The organism is Curtobacterium sp. LFS079 (genome assembly GCF_047977865.1).
Taxonomy (GTDB): domain Bacteria; phylum Actinomycetota; class Actinomycetes; order Actinomycetales; family Micrococcaceae; genus Arthrobacter.
On sequence record NZ_JBFPFO010000017.1, the window covers coordinates 29,265 to 46,007 of the forward strand.

Genomic DNA, 16,743 nt, shown 5'->3' on the forward strand with positions numbered 1-16,743 from the left:
GCGGCGCTGAGGGCCCTGGGCCCGATCAGGCGCCTTCTGCGAGTTTGGCGATCTCGGTCCGGGCGGCCTGGACGAGCTCGGCGTTCGTGTGAGCATGGCCCCAGAGCCCCCAGCCACCTTCGGGCGCCTCGGTGAGAAGGACCCACGTCCGATCGGCAAGACCTGGGTCGCCGGCCGCCGCGGACACGAGCGCCGTGAGTTTACTTACGACGGCGACCTGCTTCTCGCGGTCGAGCGCGCCCGCGTTGGTGAGGATTTGCACACGGACATAGTTGCTGTCACCGTCAACATTCGAGATGGACGAGACGGGCAACTCGTGGACAAAGGCAGCGGTGTTCTTCCGAAACATGGGAATGTCGGGTACCTGCTCTTCGGTCATGACCGCCTGGGCCAGGTCTTGAGCAAGGCGGTGGGTGTCCGGGAAGGTTCCTGCAGCAGCGTAAACATCGATCATGGGCATGGCGATCTCCGACGGTCAGTGGGATGACGGCCGGACGACGAGAACCGTCATGGTCACCATGGTAGGTGTCATTCCCGGGGTTCGATCAAGGGCGGAGCGTTATCGGAAAAACAGCGATGGTACCCCAAAAGCACGCTATGGATTTCTCTTTTCCTCCGCCGCAGATGACCGACTTATGCTTTGAAGGAGCTTTTGCACATAATTGACGGCATTGTCATTGATACGGAAACTTGGCCACGTCCCGCATCATTGCAGGCTTTGATGGCGATTGCCAGTGACGGATATTCACTTTGGAAGAAGAACCGTGCTGTCAGGTGCCGCGGACCGCAAGGTGCCGCTCGCTGCCCCTGGTCTCCAACCAGCTCTTTCCGCCGCCACAGAAACCCGTGGTTTTTGGCTCCGCGAGGACTACGGCCCGGACTCTTGCAGTCATCGTGGCGCGATAGTCAAAGCGTGTTCGTTCTCCGACAAATTATCGCTGCCCCTCGCTGTGCATAGTGTTCTTAAGCCCGCCAATGAAAGGGAACTGATGATGACCACCACCACGCCCGAATTCATTTCGGTCGGAGCCTTGGGGCAGGGTTCGCCATCTACCTGTCGGTCCAGTAAGGCTCAATGCCCGGGCAGGACGTTCCGGGCATTGAGCCTCCGCGGGGTTCTCCCCTGTCGGCCCCCCATGGGTAGTCAGGCGTGCGAACCAGCCGCTGCGAAACAATTCATGACCGAGTCCCGCGTGCGGGCGAGTCCTTCCTGGAGAGGCATGGCCCGATGCTCGGTTGCCAGCATCTCGACGCCCCAAGGGCCATTCCAGCCTAGGCGCCGCATGGTCCGGATGAACCCAGCAACGTCCTGGGCGCCCTCACCCGGATATCTCCGGTTGTCACGGGTGTCCTCAAACAACGTTCCCTTCGGTTCTGCGTCCGCGTCGCAAATTTCGACGCCGAGCACCATTTCCGGTGACAGGACACTTTCCAGCTCCGCCAAGGTAGTGCCAGCCCGGAAGACGTGCCAGTAGTCAACCACCAGTCCCGCTCCCTCATGGTCGACCGCCCGGATCAGTTCGGCACCCTGCGGTATGGAGGCGATAAGGGCAAACGGCAACGGTTCCACTGCCACCCGGGTTCCGGCCGCAACTGCCTCATCCGCCAGCCGCCGGAGCGGATCGACGAATGGCGCAACTGACGGTGCGGCCGGGCCGAACGACGTCCCGGCCTTGACCCAGGGAGCCCCCAGGACCGTGGCGGCTTCAAGGAGCAAAGACCAGGTCTCTCGCCACGGAGCGGATTCCTCAGGAAGCCACCAGTCGGTGGCAAGTTCGACTTCGATCGGGCCGATGCCCGCGGCGTCGGCATGTGCCCGAAGCTTTTCGAAGCCCACACCTTCCTTGATCTTCCTTAAATCGGCTTGGTTAAAGCCCATGCCAACGTAGCCGGCGTCCGCGCAGGCGCTGACGCGGTCCAGCACGGGGATGGGGCTGGTTTCGTCGCCTTGCAATGGGGCCGCCGTACCCGCACTTGTCCAGCACGTCGCAACGAGTTCTACTGCTTCGGCCATGTGAGTCCTCCTGTTCAGGCTCGGAATACGCTCCAGTTGCCGCGGGCCGGATCCATGTGCCTCACGGATCCGGCCCGCGGCCTATTGAGTGCTAGTTGGTGGGGAAGTTGTAGCTGGCACCGGTGCGCTGCTTGGGTTCGGGCCAGCGTTCGGTGATGACCTTGGCACGGGTGTAGAAGGATACGCCTTCGGGGCCGTAGATGTGCTTGTCGCCGAACAGGGAATCCTTCCAGCCGCCGAAGGAGTGGTAGGCCACGGGCACCGGGACTGGCACGTTGATGCCGATCATGCCCACGTGCACGCCGCGGTGGAACTTGCGGGCGTTCGCTCCGGAGGAGGTGAAGATCGCCGTGCCGTTGCCGTAGGGATTGGAGTTGATCAGCTCGATCGCTTCCTCGACCGTTTCGGTGCGCACCACGGACAGGACCGGTCCGAAGATTTCCTCCTGGTAGGCGTCCATGTCGAAGTCGACCTTGTCGATCACGGTGGGTCCGAACCAGTAGCCGCCCTCCTGGCCGGCCACGGTGAATTCGCGGCCGTCCACCACCAGGTCTGCGCCGGACTCGGCGGCGGCGGTGACGATCGAGCGCATCTTCTGCTGGGCGGCCTTGGTGATGACCGGGCCCATCTCGGCGTCCGGGTGGGTGCCGTCGGCCACGCGCACGGCTTCGGCGCGGTCCTTGACCTTGGCCACCAGTGCGTCGGCGGCGTCCCCGACGGCGATCGCCACGGAGATCGCCATGCAGCGCTGCCCGGCGGAACCGAACGCCGCGGCGGCCAGATGGTCGGCAGCGTTGTCCAGGTCGGCGTCGGGCAGGATGATCGCGTGGTTCTTCGCCCCGCCCAGGGCCTGGACGCGCTTGCCGTGCGCGGTGCCGGTGTCGTGCACGAGCTTGGCCACCGGGGTGGAACCGACGAAGGAGATCGCGTCGATGTCCGGGTGGGTCAGCAGGCCCTGGACCACTTCACGGTTGCCATGCAGGACCTGGAACACGCCGTCAGGCAGTCCGGCCTGCTTGAACAGCTTCGCCAGCAGCATCGCAGCCGAGGGCACCCGGCCCGAGGGCTTGAGGATGAAGGTGTTGCCGGTGGCGATCGCCATCGGCGCCATCCACAGCGGCACCATGACGGGGAAGTTGAACGGGGTGATGCCAGCGACGACGCCGACGGGCTGGCGGTAGGAGAACACGTCGATCCCGGTGGAGGCCTGATCGGAGTACTCGCCCTTGAGCAGCTGCGGGATGCCGCAGGCAAACTCGATCACCTCAAGGCCGCGCCCGATCTCGCCCTTGGCGTCGGAGAGGACCTTGCCGTGCTCGGCCGTGATCAGGGCGGCCAGTTCATCCACGTGCGCGGCGACCAGCTCACGGAACTTGAACAGGATGGTGGTGCGCTTGGCCAGGGAAACATCGCCCCAGGACCTCGCTGCTTCCTTCGCGATCGCGACGGCCTCGTCCAGGTCAGCAGGGCTGGCCAGGCGGACTTCGCCGGTCCGGGCACCCGTGGCCGGGTTGAAGACACCCTCGGTGTCGGTACCGGTGCCAAGGTGCTCGGCACCGTTGAAGAAATGCGGAATGGTGGTGATGGTCATGGTTCTTTTCCTTCCGGAGGGGATGGCCAGACTCCGATGCCTAGGCCACTGGAATGGTCAGTTGTTGGGGTGTACCGGTGGACATGGACTCGTGAAGAGCCAGCCGGACGGCCAGGTTGTGCTCTGTGAGGTCCCGGAACGGCACCGCGGAACCCCCTTCCCCGATGAGTTCACTGAAGGTCTCAATCTCCGCCCTGAATCCGTCATCGACGAAGCTGAAGACTTCTTCGGCCCCGTCGCGCGAACGAACCGTGACGGTAACCGTTTCGTCCGGGTCGGCGTCAAAGGACACGTCCTGGGTAATCTGGCCCTGGGTACCGATGATCTGAACGGTCTGGGCTCTGGGGCCTTCAAAGCCGCAATCGAAAGTGCCCAGGACGCCGTCGTAGTCCAGGATGGCCGCCATGGTCGTGTCGACGGGGTCAGCGGGACTGGTCCCCTTGGCGTACACGCTCGATGGCAGGCGGCCGACGATGGCGTTCAGCGCATCGATGCAGTACGTTCCCACGTCGTTCAAGGCTCCGCCGTCCATCCCGGGCACCAGCCTCGGTTCGCCTTCCGTCCGGTTCATGACGAAATGGAAGCGCGCGTGGACAGACACCAGGTCTCCTACCCGGCCGGACCGGACGAGCTCCAGGACCTTTTCCCGCTGGGCATGGAACCGGTACATGAAGGCCTCCATGAGGAGCACACCGTGCTGCTCCGCGGCCTGAAGAACCTGTTCAAAGTCCTGCTGCGTAGCCACCAGCGGCTTTTCGCACAACACATGTTTGCCCGCTTCGGCGACCCGGACGGCCCATTCGGCGTGCAGGTTGTTGGGGAAGGGCACGTAAACGGCGTCAATGTCCGGGTCTGCGAGAAGTTCCTCGTGGCTTGAGTAGGCCTTGGGAATCCCAAACCGAGCGGCAACCTCCGAGACCCGGCCGTTGGCACTGCTGATGGCCTTGACTTCCGCGTTGCGTGCTTTCCCCGCCGCGGGAATGAAGCGGTGCTGGGCGATCCTGGCCGTGGTCAGGACCCCCCAGCGCACCGATCCGGTCATGCCGGCTCCCCATTCTCCAAGGACTTGAGGTACGCGATGGACGCGCGGACGTTGGCCACGGGTCCTTCACCTTCAGGTTCGGTCTCCAGGATGGTGTCCTGTTCCATGGTGAACCAGCCGGTGTAGCCGGCGTCGAGCAGGCCGTACACGATCTCCTTGATGCCAACGTCACCCTGGCCGAGCGGAACGTACATGCCGGTCTTGACGGCGTCCGTGTAACTGAGTTCGCCGGACTGGACCTTCGCGGCGAGTTCGGCCTTCACGTCCTTCAGGTGGGTGTGGCCGATCCGGTCAGCGTGGTTCAGGACAACGTCCCTGGGATCCGAGCCACCAATCAGCAAATGCCCGGTGTCCAGGCAGACCTGGGCAGTGGTGTCTTCGATCAGGTGGCGCACGTCTTCGGGGGACTCGATCATGGTCCCCACGTGCGGGTGGACCACCACAGTGATCCCCCGCTCGGCGGCGGCTGCAACCACCGCGTTCAGGTTCTTGGCGAACAGTTCCCAGCCGGCGTCGTCGAGCACATGCTTCTGGTCGTAGCCGGCAACGCCGGTCTCAGCGGCCAGCACCATGACGGTCGCGCCGGCGGCCTGGTAGGCCTCCAGCTCGGGACGGACGACGGCGAGCGGATCTTTTGCAGGATCGTGCAGGATCACGGGGAAGAAGCCGCCGATGGCCTGCAGCCCATGGTGTTCCAGGACGGCGGCGCGGGGACCGGCTTCCTGGGGCAGGAAGCCCTCCGGGCCGAACTCCGTGGCGGAGACGCCGAGTTCGGCCATTTCGGCGAGCACCTTCTCCGGGCCGAGCTGGTAACCCCAGTCGGGAACCTCGCACACGCCCCAGGAGATGGGAGCAGCAGCGATCCTGCTGGAAATTTCGTACGTGGTCATTCCTGTCCTCCAATGACGGTCTGGTCCCAGTCGATGACAGAGCCGGTGACGACCCCGCTCCGCTCCGAGAGAAGAAAAACGATGAATTCAGCAATCTCGGCCGGCTGGCCGAGCTTGCCCATGGGGACAGACGCGTTGGCCTTCTCCAACCAGTCGTCGCCTGCCCCATGGAACTGCTTCTGGGTAGCTGCTTCACCCGTGGTCGCAGTCCAGCCGATGTTGAGCCCGTTGATCCGGATCCGGTCCCAGCGATGCGCATAGGCTGCATTGCGGACGGCACCGGCCAGGCCCGCCTTCGCCGCCACATAGGGTGCCAGGAAGTTCTGGCCACCATGCTGGGCGATGGAGAGGACATTCAGGATGCTGCCGGCTGCGCCGCGTTCCTTCAGATGCTTGATGGTCTCGCTCATGATGAAGAACGGAGCCTTCAGGTTGACCGCGATGTGGGCATCGAAGAGTTCTGGATCCGTGTCCTCGAAGCTGCCGCGCGTGGTGAGCCCGGCGCAGTTGGCAACGCAGTCTACGCGGCCGAATTCGGCTATGGTGCCAGTCACCGAGGCGCGCGCCTGATCGACGTCGGCCAGGTCAGTCTTCAGGAACACCGCGCGGGTGCCCAGCGCCTCGAGCTCCGCCCGCACACGCTCACCCTCTTCGACCTTGCGGCCCGTGATGACGATCCCTTCGGCGCCCTGGGCGGCAGCCCGCAGCGCCACGGCCTCACCCAGGCCTTGGGTGCCGCCGCTGACCAGGAGGATCTTGCCTTGCAGCTGGGGTTCGTCTGTCACCAGGCACCCCGCACATCGACGCTCTTGCCGGAAGCCGCTGATTCGGTGGCGGCCTCTGCCAGGACGAGCGCCGCGAGGCCGTCGTCGAAGCCTGGGGAAGGCGCCACACCAGTACGGATCGCGGTGGCGAAGGCGTCCAACTCTGCACGGTATGCGTTGTTGTACCGCTCCAGGAAGAAGTGCATGTAGGGGCTGGACTGGTCCGTTCCGCCCGCGTTTGATAGCCGGACGTTGTCCGAGAAGACGTTGTCCGCGGACAGCTGACCCCTGGCGCCGAAAGCTTCGAGACGCTGGTCGTATCCGGAGCTGCAGTGGCGGGAGTTGGTGATGCTGATGAGTTCGCCTTTGGAACCGCGCAACGTGACCACGGCGGTGTCGTAGTCACCAAGCTCGCGGATGTCGTCGCTGAAGGTGTTGCTGCCGCGGGCCGTCACCTCCACGATGTCCGGGACGAAGAAGCGCGCCATGTCGAGGTCGTGAATCGTCATGTCGCGGAAGATCCCACCGGATGCCTCGAGATACCCGCGCGGAGCCGGTTCGGGGTCCCGGCTGATGATGGTCAGTTGTTCCAAGGCACCGATCTCACCAGAAGCGACGCGGGACTGAATCGCGGCGAAGCCCGGGTCGAACCGACGGTTGAATCCGAGCATCACCGGGGCTTTCGCCCCTGCGATCCGTTCCTTGCAGGCCCGGACGGTCGGCAAGTCTAGGTCAATGGGCTTCTCGCAGAGTGCCGCCAGTCCCCTCCCCACAGCTGCTTCAATCAGTTCCACGTGGGTGGGGGTCGGCGAACCGATGACGACGGCATCCAGACCGTCAACGGCAAAGGCCTCCTCCGGCGTGGAGACGGCGAAGGCACCGGTCTGTTCGGCCAGCACCTTCGCGCCGTCGATGAAGGGATCTGCGATGACCACAAGCTCCAACTCGGGGTGGTTTGCAAGGTTCCTTGCGTGGACCTGGCCGATACGGCCGGACCCAAAGAGTGCGACGCGAAGACGGTCACGGGACATCGTTGGTGTTTCCTTTCAGGGCAGGGACAAGATGGTCGGTAAGGCTAGAGGTATCGGGCCGCCGGACAGGCACCGGCGAACCGGAATCCATGGCGGCAAGGACTGCTTCGGCAACGCACGCGGCGTCGAGACCGTCCCGCGCAGATGCAAGCGTGGAGGCGCGTCCGGCCCGGATGGAATCAGTCCATTCCTGCAGCTCGCGACGGTAAGCGTCGGCGAACACGGGGCGCCAGTCGGCAGCAAGGGCGCGTGAAATCTGAAGATCCGTGGTCCGAACAACCGCCGGCGGTTCAGCCATGCGGGCCGAGCCTTTGTCGCCGACGATTTCACACGAGACGGTGTACGCCGAACGGGCGTTAACGGAGACCTCCACTGAAGCGATGGCACCGTTGGCGGCCCGCAGGTGGATCAGTTGGGGGCCCTCCCAAGCGGGAGGGGGCTCCGGGTGCACCGGCGCCAGCCAACCGGCTTCGACTATCGGGGAATCCAGGAGCCACGCCGTAATGTCAATTTCGTGAATGGCAGAGTTGGTGACCACAGAGGCCGCCGTTGTGCCCGGGTAGGCGTGGACGTTGCGGTGGGTTTCGTGGACCACCAAGGGACGTCCCAGCTCCCCCGCACGCAGCAGGTCACGCAGTTGCTGGTAGGGCTGGTGGAAGCGACGCATGAATCCGACTGAGACAAGAGGAAAGTCCAGGTCAAGTTCCTCTTCGAGGAGGACCAGCCGCACGCACTCCTCCACCGTGGGCGCCAAAGGCTTCTCACAAAGCACCGGCTTGCGGTGGGCAAGGCACGCCTCCACCAAGGCGGAGTGAGTCGAATCGTGGGACGCGATGATGACCGCATTCACACCTGGGTCTGCGATGAGGTCCTCCGCCTCGGCGTGCGCGACGGCATTGTATTGATGCGCGGCTGCGGCCAAACGCCCGCCGTCGATATCGCTGATAGCGGCGACCTCCGCACCCGCAACAGAAGCCGCGATCGTCTGGGCGTGGTCCGCACCCATGACGCCAAGGCCGATGATTCCGATTCTGAGGTTCATGCTTGCTTCCCGATTCATGGACGCGCAACCGCCTCCGGCTGGTTTCCTGCAAGGACTGTGAGCGCGCCGCGGACGGCGTCGCGAATGGTATTGGCCATGCTCTGCTGTGTGAAGCCCATCAGGTGTGGAGAGAGGGTGACCCGCGGGTGGTCAAACACCGGGTGGTGGGCCGGCGGTTCCGGGTCGAAGACGTCCAGGCCCAGTCCTCCAAGCTGGCCGGAAAGCAGCGCTTCATGGGCCGCATCCAGATCCACCAGGCCACCCCTGCTGCAGTTCACCAGGATGGCTCCGGGTCGCATAAGCGCCAGCCGACCGGCGTCGAACATTCCCTGGGTTTCAGCCGTCAGGGGCAGGTGGAGGGTGAGGAAGTCGCTGTCGGCGACGAGCTGGTCCAGCTCCTCACGGCGGATCGCATCGGGAATCTGCGCGAAAGGGTCGTAAGCGAGCACCCGCAGGCCGAAGGCCTCTGCCAGCTGTTCCACGCGGCGGCCGATACGACCGTAACCGATGATGCCGAGCGTGCCGCCCTCGAGATCCCCCACGGGGATCTGAGCGCGGTCCTCCCAACGTTCTTCGCGGACGACCGCGGTCAGCTCGCCGAGGCGCTTGACAAGCGGCAGCAGGTGGCTGAAAACTCCCTCGGCCACTGAGTTGGTGTTGCTCCCTGGGGTGATCACCACAGGGATGTCCCGGCGCGTGGCCTCGGCGACATCAACAAGATCCGTGCCGACCCCGGTCCGGGCAAGGACCTTCAGGCGCGGCATACGGTCGAGCACGGCGGCGTCGACCCTGTAGGCGGCCCGCACGATGGCGGCATCCGCGCGGGCAAGGTCGTTCTCGTCGGGTTCGGGGATGAATTTCTCTCCCGCAGTCAGCAGCGGCTCGACAAGTTCGCGTTGGACCGGTCCAAGTGCAACGAGGTGATGCGGGGTGTCGGACATGATTTCCTAGGTTCTTGGTTGGTGGTGAATGCGGGCGTCAGGCCAGGCCGTGATGACTGGAGTCCCGCACCACAAGGTGTGGGGTGATCGTGTGTTGGGCGAAAGGCGTGTTGAGTTCCGTCGTGATTCTGCCCAAAAGGATACGGGCACCAGTCAGGCCGATGGAGCGGCTGTCCGGGTCGACCGTGGTGAGGGAGAGCCTCGGCATCGCGGCCAGGGAGATGTTGTCATACCCCGTGATCGCAGGCTCAAGGCCGCGCGAATCCGCCGCCGCCATTGCTCCCAACGCAGCAAGGTCATTGATGCACAGCAGGGCCGTTGGTAGGACCTGTCCCTCAGGTACCAGGGCTTTCTGGGCAGCCAGGCGGCCTGATTGCTCCGAGAAGTCCGCGGGATGGACCACGATGAACCGCTCCAGCCCGTGGCGCCCCATCGCTTCCCGATAACCCCGTTCGCGCTCCGCTGCCACGGATCCGCCGGCACCGCCCAGGTGCACGATCCGTTCATGGCCGAGGGACACCAGGTGGTCGACGACCATCGCGATCCCTGCGGCGTCATCTGTCCGGACAATATCGGCAGTCTTGACGTAATCGGGGCCGCCACCGGCGAATACCACCGGGGAGTCTCCCGCCGCGTGATGGAACGGTTCCGTTTCCGGAACCGAGCCCACCACGAGCAGCCCTGCGACTCTCAGGTCCCGGTATGCCTGCAGCGTCGAGCTGTCTACCCGGCCCCGGGCCGATGCCGTCGCAGCGCTGAAGAGCACTGTGTGGCCGGCGTCTTCCAGGACACCGCGGGCGGCATCGGCCACATCGAAGGCCCAGGGGTTGTGCAAGTCGCTGACGAGCACTCCGACGGTCCCGTTGTCACGGGTCGCCAGGGATCTCGCAGCAAGGTTCATCTCGTAGCCCAAGTCATCAATGACACTCAGGACCCGCGAACGACGTTCCTCGCTCACCCGCGGTGAATTGCGGAGAACAAGGGACACCAAAGACTTGGAGACGCCGGCGGCAACAGCCACGTCTCTGATGGTTGGTCGTCCTGCGGATGGTGCCGGCATGGTTTAGATACTAGCCGCCGTGGTGCCGTCGAGGGCGGGGACACTCTTCCACTGTCCGTCCGCTGCCGAGGCCTCAGCCGCGGAGACCAAGGCTGCCGCCGAGGCGGCGTCATGGATGTTGGAGTTCAGTTGTTCCCCGCCGGTCACAGCCACCAGGAATTTCCTGGCTTCGATGACTTTCAGGTCGTCAAAACTGATCGCATTGCCCGGGCCAGGCTGGAAACGGGAGTAGTCACCGTGCCGGGGTGACCCGATCACTGTGGTGTAACCCTGTTCGTCGTTGTTCCGGCCGAGCACCACCTGCAGTTCGTTCATCCGTTCGTAGTCCCATTTCAGCGAACCCTCGGTGCCATAGACCTCAATCCGGTAGCCGCATTCCCGGCCCACCGCCACCCGGGAGGCTTCGATCGTACCCACCGCACCGGCACCTTGTGCCGAGGTACCGAAGCGAACCAGCGCTGCGGCGTAGTCCTCGTTCTCCACCGGCCCCATCTCGCCGCCTTCGATCACCGCGAAATGGGTTCCCTGTCCCATCGCCAGTTTCGGCCGTTCGGTGTACACCGTGCTGGTGAGCGCGGTGATGTCCGAAATGGGCCCGACGACGTATTGGCAAAGATCCGCGGCGTGGCTGAAAAGGTCACCCAGCACGCCGCTGCCGGCCAGTTTCCGGTCGAAGCGCCAGGACAGTGCCCCATTGGGTTCGGCCGAGTAGCTGGCCATGAATTCGGCCCGGACGTTCGTGATGCGACCGAGCTTGCCTTTCGCCACCAGTTCCCGGGCGTGCTCGACGGCGGGAGCGTGCCGGTAGTTGAAACCGATGGTACTCAGCACCCCGGCCTCGATCGCCGCGTTCCGCACCGCGGTGGTCTCCTCGATGCCCCGGCCCACCGGCTTCTCGATCCAGAAGTGCTTGCCCGCCTTCGCGGCAGCGATGCCGATTTCCGCGTGCAGGAAGTTGGGGGCACAGATGGAGACGACGTCGACGTCCGGATGCGCGAGCACTTCCCGGTAATCAGTGGTTCCTTCGGCAAAACCCAGGACGTCCCTGGCATAGTCGATTCGGCTGGGCTCGGTGTCCGCGGCGATCACCAGCCGGGGGCGGATCCCCAGCTCGGGATACACCAAGGGCACTTGGCTGTAGGCCTTTGCATGCAGTTTGCCCATCCAGCCGACGCTGATCAGGCCAACACCAATGCTGCGGATTTCTGTGCTCATGAGAGAAATTGCCTTTCGAAGTTGGGATCCGGACGCTCAGGAGCGTGCGGTGTCCAATGCTGAACTCAGTGCTGCCGAGAGCACTGTGGAATCGGAGCCAATGCCTACGAAACGAAAACCGGCCTGGAGGTAATCGCGGCTCTTGGCGCCATCCGGTGCCAGGATTCCGGCAGCCTTGCCGTGGAACCGGCAGGCATCTAGGACCCTGTCCAGTGCGGCCTGGTAATCGGGGTGGTTGAAGTCACGTGGTGCGCCCAACGCCGTGGACAGGTCCAAGGGTCCGACGAAGAGGACGTCTACCCCGTCCAGGGCGGCGATCTCCTCCACTTCTGCCAGGGCTCCCAGGGACTCGATCTGGATGACGCCGAGCGCGTCCTGGCCTTCGGCCGAAAGCGGCGAAGCGTCAAGGCCCCACGCACAGGCGCGGTTGTAAGTGGCCGAGCCGCGGACGCCCTGAGGGGCGTAGCGAAGATGCTGTACGGCTTCCGCCGCGTCCTTGGCGCTTTCAACCCGGGGCACCATGACCCCGGCCGCGTTCTGGTCGAGGACCCGGCCTGCGCGGATCCGGTCGCCGGTCTCCACCCGCACCACAGTGGGCACACCGTAAGCTGCGGCGGCCAGGACCGCGGGCCCGACGGAGGTTTCTCCCCCGGCGCCGTGTTCCAGGTCCACCAGGATCCAGTCCACCCCGGCGGCAGCGCAAACCTCGGCAGCGAACGGCGAGCCCAAGCCCACGAAGGTCCCGACTGTGGATGCACCACCCTGAAGACGGGCTCGCAAAGAACCGCGGGTTACAGCGAAGCGGTTCACCCGAACCACCGCTGACGGGCGCGATTCTCCTCGTACTGTGCGCGCAATTCCTGGACCCACGGCTGGGTGGAAACTTCCGCGGGAGCGACGTCCCACCAGACGTCTCCGCCCGGCAGGTCTACATGCGGGACTGTCGGCACGACGATGACCACAGCCCCCTTGGTATCCCGGGTGGAGGCCAGGGCCTCGCGCACTTCCGCCGCCGTCGTCGCACGGATCGCGGTGGCACCCAGCCCCTCGGCGATCATTCGCAGATCAACCTTGAGGTAGTCGCCATCCAGGCGAGGGGTACCTTCCGCGGTCGTGCTGCTGGTCACAGGGCCGGCTTCGGTCCGGTAGCGGAACTCGTTGCCGAACTCCCGGCCGTTGCGATTCATCTGGAGGCGGTGGATGACCTGGTAGCCGTGGTTTTCCGAGACCATGATGGTCACGTCCAGACCTTCCTGGGCAGCGGTAACAAGCTCGGTGGGGGCCATCAGGTAGGTGCCATCCCCGATGAAGGTGATGATGCGGGAACCATCGTTGCCCTGGGCCAGGCGGACACCCATGGCAGCAGGAATCTCGTATCCCATGCAGGAGAAGCCGAATTCCAAGTGGCAGTGGCGGTTGTCCGTGGCGTCCCAGACCTTCTGCAGATCGCCGGGAGGGCCGCCTGCAGCAGCGATGATGGTGTCCCCGGGACGTGCCTGCTCCTGCATGATGCCGATAAGCTGCGGCTGGGTCAGAACAGCACCCGTCACCGGAGCATGTGGATGGTCGGCGGGGTTGTAGGGGGTGTCCGCGTCAAGCCACGCCGAACGAATCGGTTCCCAATCCGCTTTCGCTGCAAGCGCGGCGTCCTTCCACCCGGCCGGCGTCGTAAATCCTTCAAGTGTTTCAGCAAGGGCTTCCAGAGCGAGACGTGCGTCTGCCAAAACACCGACGGCACCCTGCTTGCGGGTGTCCGCGTCCACGACGTTGATGGCGGCGAAGCGCACGTTCGGCGCTTCGAAGATGGACTGCGAACCGGTAGCAAAGTCAGTGAGCCGCGTGCCGACGCTGATCACCAGGTCAGCCTGCTTCACTAGTGTGTTGGAGGCGAAGTTGCCTTCCAGACCCACGCCACCCAACTGCCACCATTCATCGACGGACACAGCACCTTTGCCGCCGAAGGTTTCCACCACGGGGATGCCCACCTGGCCGGCGAGCTTCTCCAGGGCGGCCACGGCGTCCGAATAGTGCACACCGCCACCGGCGATGATCACCGGTCGCTCCGCGGAACGAAGCAGCCCGGCAACTTCCTGGACTTCTTCCGGGGCCGGCACGGGGCGGCGGATCTTCCAGTCGCGGGGTTCGAAAAACTCAACCGGGAAGTCGTATGCGTGTGATTGGACGTCCTGCGGCAGGGAAAGGACGACGGCGCCGGTGTCAGTTGGGCTGGTCAGCACCCGCATGGCCTGAGGCAGCGCGGTCAGAAGCTGCTCCGGGCGGTTGATCCGGTCGAAGAAGCGGGATACCGGACGGAACGAATCGTTCACCGTGGCATCTGCTTCAGTGGGGTGCTCAAGCTGCTGCAGAACGGGGCCCTGGTGCCGGGTAGCGAAGGTGTCACCCGGCAGCAGCAGGAGCGGAATACGGTTGACCGTCGCCAGACCGGCAGCGGTGACCAGGTTCAGCGCGCCGGGCCCGATGGATGCTGTGGCGGCCAGCACCGAACGGCGCCGGGTTGCCTTGGCGTAGGCCGTGGCAATGTGCGCCAGGTACTGTTCGTGGCGGCCCTGGATGAACGGCAGTTCGTCGGAGAACTGGTCGAGTGCCTGGCCCAGGCCGGCCACGTTGCCGTGTCCGAAGATGCCCAGGGCTGCGGGGATCAGCCGTTGGCGCTGGCCGTCGGCCACGCTGTACTGAACGGAAAGGTACTTGACGATCGCCTGGGCGACCGTGAGTCGGATGGTGCTCATGATGTCCTGTCTCAAAACGTTTTCTGAAGCGTCGGGTTACCAGGGGCGGCCGTGCAGGATGACCGTTTTCTCCTCGGTCATCTCATGCACAGCGGAGCGGATGCCTTCCTTGCCAATGCCGCTGCCTTTGAAGCCGCCGTAGGGCATCAGGTCGGCGCGCCAGAGCGGCGTCCAGTTAATGTGGACGTTGCCGGCGTCGAGCTGCCGCATCGCTTGGACAGAAGCTGCGACGTCACCGGTGAAGATGCCCGCCCCGAGCCCGTAGGGGTTGGCGTTCGCCAAGGCGATCGCCTCGGCCATGTTGCTTGCCCGGGAGACAGCCACAGCGGGACCGAACAACTCGTCCTGGCTGATGGGGCTCCTCGGATCGACGCCGGCGAGGACTGCCGGAGCGATGATCGCGCCGTCCCGCTGGCCGCCCGTCAGCAGCTCGGCACCGCCAGCGGCAGCTTCCCTGATCGAGCGTTCGACGCGCTTGGCCTCGGTCTCGCTGATAAGACTTGCCAGCCGGGTGGAATCCTTGGACGGGTCCCCCACTTCGATGGCTTGGACCTTGGACACCAGGGCATCCAGGAAATCCACTTCGACGCTCTGATCCACCAGAACGCGTTGCACGGAAATGCACACCTGGCCCGCGTTGATGTACCCGCCGGCCGCCACGGCAGACGCTGCGAGTTCCAGGTCCGCGTCGGGCAGGACGATGACCGGGCACGACGCGCCGAGCTCCAGGGACAGCTTCTTGACTCCGGCGATCCGGGAAATGTGGCTTCCGGTGGCCGTGGAGCCCGTGAAGGACACCTTGCGGACGCGGGGATCGCTGACAAGAACATCACCCAGCTGTGCCCCGCTGCCGGTAATGACGGATAGTGCTTCAGGTGCCAGTCCGGCGTCGACGAAGCACTCAGCCAGCTTCAAAGCGGTCAACGGTGTGGCACGGGCCGGCTTGAGGACGACAGCGTTGCCGGAAGCCAGCGCGGGCGCAATCTTGTGCAGCACCAGGAGCGACGGGTAGTTGAAGGGCGTGATGGCCACAACAATGCCGCACGGCTGGCGAAGCGTGAAGCCGATCTTGTCCTGGCCCGTGCCCGGGTTCGCGTCGAGGGGCAGGGTATCCCCGTACAGTTGAGTTCCCTCGTAGGCGGCAAGCCGGATGATGGCACCGGCGCGGCCCGCCTCCCCTCGGGCCTCCGTAATCGGCTTGCCGGTCTCTGCGGAGATGGTCAGGGCGATGTCCTCTGCCCGTTCATCCGCAAGGGCCGCCGCCTTCAGCAGGATTTCGTGACGAACGTGGGCAGGCAAGCTGCGCTGAGTGTCGGCACCCCGTCCGGCAGCATCCAGTACCCGGGCTGCGTCCGATGTGGTCGCTACCGGAACCGTGTCAATGACGGCACCGTCAAACGGAGAGCGGACCTCCTCTTCGCGTCCGTCCGAGGCATCGCACCATTGGCCTGCCAAAAGCATCTTCATTGCTGTTATTCCCTTCTAAAACTGTCTTCTACCGGTGCGCTTGGATTTCAGCGGTTTCGGCCTGGACTTCCTTGAGCGCTTCCGAATGCCCGCCGAGCTGTTCCAGTTCGTGGGCGAGCTCGGCCAGCTCGGCGCCACCGGCCATCTGGGCCGTGAGCTCTTCGAGGGTGATGTCCTTCTTCTCGTAGTAGCCGATCGACTTGCCGCGCTTAAGGAGCAGGAAGCGGTCACCCACCGGGAAGGCGTGGTGCGGATTGTGGGTGATGAAAATGACGCCCAGGCCGCGGTCCCGGGCCTGCAGGATGTACCGCAGCACCACGCCGGACTGCTTGACGCCCAGGGCCGCCGTCGGCTCATCCAGGATCAGCACCTTCGCGCCGAAGTACACGGCGCGGGCGATCGCCACACACTGGCGTTCGCCACCGGAAAGCTGGCCGATGGGCTGTTCCACATCGCGCAGGTCGATGCCCATCTCGGCCAGTTCCTTCTTGGTGATGTCCTTCATTTTCTGGACATCCAGGCGTTTGAAGGGACCAAAGCCGGTAGTGAGTTCCGAGCCCAGGAAGAAGTTCCGCCAGATCGGCATCAGGGAAACTACCGCCAGGTCCTGGTACACCGCGGCGATGCCGGAATCCAGGGCCTCACGAGGACTGCCGAGCTTGCGCCCCTCCCCCATGATGCTGAAGACGCCTTCATCGTGCTGATGCAGGCCGGCAATGATCTTGATCAGCGTGGACTTACCGGCGCCGTTGTCACCGAGCACGCAGGTAACGCGGCCGTTGTCCACGGCCATGGTGACATCGCTCAGGGCAATGATGTTCCCGTAGTGCTTGCCCACCTTGTCCAAGGACAGGAGGTGCACGGGGGTGTGCGTCAGCGGATCCTTTTCGTCCTTCAGCAACGTTTGCTGGTCGATATGCTGTGCGTTCATGATTG

The 16,743-nt window shown here is 64.5% G+C and carries 15 protein-coding genes; all 15 read right to left on the minus strand.

What is annotated here, in order from left to right:
* Positions 1–25 precede the first annotated feature (25 nt).
* Positions 26–460: a tautomerase family protein gene (locus ACNQPB_RS18935; protein WP_498753970.1), complete on the minus strand. Its 435-nt coding sequence runs from the start codon at positions 458–460 to the stop codon at positions 26–28.
* A 684-nt stretch (positions 461–1,144) separates the two neighbouring features.
* Complete coding sequence (locus tag ACNQPB_RS18940; RefSeq protein ID WP_498753971.1) at positions 1,145–2,014, minus strand: sugar phosphate isomerase/epimerase family protein; 870 nt, start codon at positions 2,012–2,014, stop codon at positions 1,145–1,147.
* A 91-nt stretch (positions 2,015–2,105) separates the two neighbouring features.
* Entirely contained in the window at positions 2,106–3,605 is a 1,500-nt protein-coding gene (locus ACNQPB_RS18945; protein ID WP_498753972.1) for a CoA-acylating methylmalonate-semialdehyde dehydrogenase, read from the minus strand.
* 40 nt (positions 3,606–3,645) lie between these two features.
* Positions 3,646–4,647 carry a Gfo/Idh/MocA family protein gene (locus tag ACNQPB_RS18950; RefSeq protein ID WP_498753973.1) on the minus strand — a complete coding sequence of 334 codons (1,002 nt, stop codon included), beginning with the start codon at positions 4,645–4,647 and terminating at the stop codon, positions 3,646–3,648.
* Entirely contained in the window at positions 4,644–5,537 is an 894-nt protein-coding gene (locus tag ACNQPB_RS18955; protein WP_498753974.1) for a sugar phosphate isomerase/epimerase family protein, read from the minus strand. The genes ACNQPB_RS18950 and ACNQPB_RS18955 overlap by 4 nt, the downstream gene beginning before the upstream one ends.
* Complete coding sequence (locus ACNQPB_RS18960) at positions 5,534–6,322, minus strand: SDR family oxidoreductase (RefSeq protein WP_498753975.1); 789 nt, start codon at positions 6,320–6,322, stop codon at positions 5,534–5,536. The genes ACNQPB_RS18955 and ACNQPB_RS18960 overlap by 4 nt, the downstream gene beginning before the upstream one ends.
* Entirely contained in the window at positions 6,319–7,332 is a 1,014-nt protein-coding gene (gene iolG, locus ACNQPB_RS18965; RefSeq protein ID WP_498753976.1) for an inositol 2-dehydrogenase, read from the minus strand. Before iolG ends, ACNQPB_RS18960 begins: the two co-directional genes overlap by 4 nt.
* On the minus strand, positions 7,322–8,374 hold the full coding sequence (locus ACNQPB_RS18970; RefSeq protein WP_498753977.1) for a Gfo/Idh/MocA family protein: 1,053 nt from the start codon (positions 8,372–8,374) through the stop codon (positions 7,322–7,324). Before ACNQPB_RS18970 ends, iolG begins: the two co-directional genes overlap by 11 nt.
* Before the next feature lie 14 nt (positions 8,375–8,388).
* Complete coding sequence (locus tag ACNQPB_RS18975; protein WP_498753978.1) at positions 8,389–9,315, minus strand: NAD(P)-dependent oxidoreductase; 927 nt, start codon at positions 9,313–9,315, stop codon at positions 8,389–8,391.
* A gap of 37 nt (positions 9,316–9,352) precedes the next feature.
* A complete protein-coding gene (locus ACNQPB_RS18980) occupies positions 9,353–10,336 on the minus strand; it encodes a LacI family DNA-binding transcriptional regulator (RefSeq protein ID WP_498753979.1) in 984 nt (327 codons plus the stop codon).
* A 42-nt stretch (positions 10,337–10,378) separates the two neighbouring features.
* Positions 10,379–11,590 (minus strand): Gfo/Idh/MocA family protein, encoded by a 1,212-nt coding sequence (locus ACNQPB_RS18985; RefSeq protein WP_498753980.1) that lies wholly within the window; start codon positions 11,588–11,590, stop codon positions 10,379–10,381.
* Between the two features lie 36 nt (positions 11,591–11,626).
* Positions 11,627–12,460: an HpcH/HpaI aldolase family protein gene (locus tag ACNQPB_RS18990; protein ID WP_498753981.1), complete on the minus strand. Its 834-nt coding sequence runs from the start codon at positions 12,458–12,460 to the stop codon at positions 11,627–11,629.
* Entirely contained in the window at positions 12,397–14,340 is a 1,944-nt protein-coding gene (iolD, locus tag ACNQPB_RS18995; RefSeq protein ID WP_498753982.1) for a 3D-(3,5/4)-trihydroxycyclohexane-1,2-dione acylhydrolase (decyclizing), read from the minus strand. Before iolD ends, ACNQPB_RS18990 begins: the two co-directional genes overlap by 64 nt.
* A gap of 36 nt (positions 14,341–14,376) precedes the next feature.
* Positions 14,377–15,807: an aldehyde dehydrogenase family protein gene (locus ACNQPB_RS19000; protein WP_498753983.1), complete on the minus strand. Its 1,431-nt coding sequence runs from the start codon at positions 15,805–15,807 to the stop codon at positions 14,377–14,379.
* Positions 15,808–15,835: 28 nt separating this feature from the next.
* On the minus strand, positions 15,836–16,738 hold the full coding sequence (locus tag ACNQPB_RS19005) for an ATP-binding cassette domain-containing protein (RefSeq protein ID WP_498753984.1): 903 nt from the start codon (positions 16,736–16,738) through the stop codon (positions 15,836–15,838).
* Positions 16,739–16,743 lie beyond the last annotated feature (5 nt).